Annotated in this window: 1 protein-coding gene; it reads right to left on the bottom strand. The window is 62.7% G+C overall.

Features of this window, described 5'->3' with window-relative positions; genetic code table 11:
* Nucleotides 1-125 precede the first annotated feature (125 nt).
* Entirely contained in the window at nucleotides 126-797 is a 672-nt protein-coding gene (locus ACLMAL_RS39640) for a DUF3558 domain-containing protein (RefSeq protein ID WP_412003773.1), read from the bottom strand.
* Between the last annotated feature and the right edge of the window lie 186 nt (nucleotides 798-983).

Here is a 983-nt window from a genome sequence, read left to right as displayed (position 1 = left end):
GAATCGGCCCTTTGATCCCTGGGTTCACGCAGCAGAACTGGCACTGGCAGGGGCGTGGGTCGGTGTGTCCGAGAATAGGCTTCGGGCAAAGATGAGCAGGACCATTGCACCCGAGCGTTAGTGCGTCAGGGTATGTGGTTGACCAGGGAGTTGGCGATGCGCTGGGCATCGTCGCAGGAGTTGAATCCGTCGGTGCCGCCCTGAGGGTTCCAGATTCGTGACGCCAAGAGCAAAATGTCACCACCGAAAGACGCTGGTACCGCGATGTAGCACCCGAGCTTGTGAGTGTCTTGCGCCGCACGGAATTGCTGAGATTTACGGCCGGCCACCGTGACCGAACTGAAGTCGACGTACTTACCGGTCTGGCGCAGCTCACCTACCGGCATGCCGTAGGCCGTGACGTAGAACTCGAGCGCGTTGTCGGCGGTCTTCCATTTGCAGGACTTCTCGGTGGGGAAACCGGGATTCGAGATCGGTTGCTCGCTGGCGACGTTCAAGCCCGCACTCGCGAGCGCGGAATCGGGAGTGTCACAAGGGTTCCAGCTGCCGGCGGGCCGATCCGTGTCGGTGCCCGGCGCCGCCGTCGTGGACTCGGACGCGACGGTCGTCGCCGTGGCTGGAACCGATGTCGGCGCCGCTGTGGTCGCGGTGACTGCATTGGCCGAGGTGACCGTGTTGTTCGGGGTGCTCGGCGCGGACGTGCTGTCGTTCGAGGCGGGACCACATCCGGCAAGCAGCAGTGCGGCACCGAGTGCCATCGTTGCGACGCTGATCGATCGCGTTGTCGTACGACTCATGAATGCATATTCGCGCCTCGGAACAGGTTGTTACACGGGATCATTGCAGAGCTGAAGACATCAGAAAGTCAGCGGTCCACGTGTTCCGCCGCCAAAAGGTGCTGATCATCTCCGATTAGCCGGCTATCTGCGCGCCGCTTACGGGTCGAGCCGAGCAGATCGGACCGCGGCCTGCCGAACGCACGC

Origin of the sequence: Nocardia sp. CWNU-33 (assembly GCF_046764895.1) — a bacterium.
Taxonomy (GTDB): Bacteria; Actinomycetota; Actinomycetes; order Mycobacteriales; family Mycobacteriaceae; genus Nocardia.
This window is presented reverse-complemented; position numbering and strand designations above follow the sequence as displayed.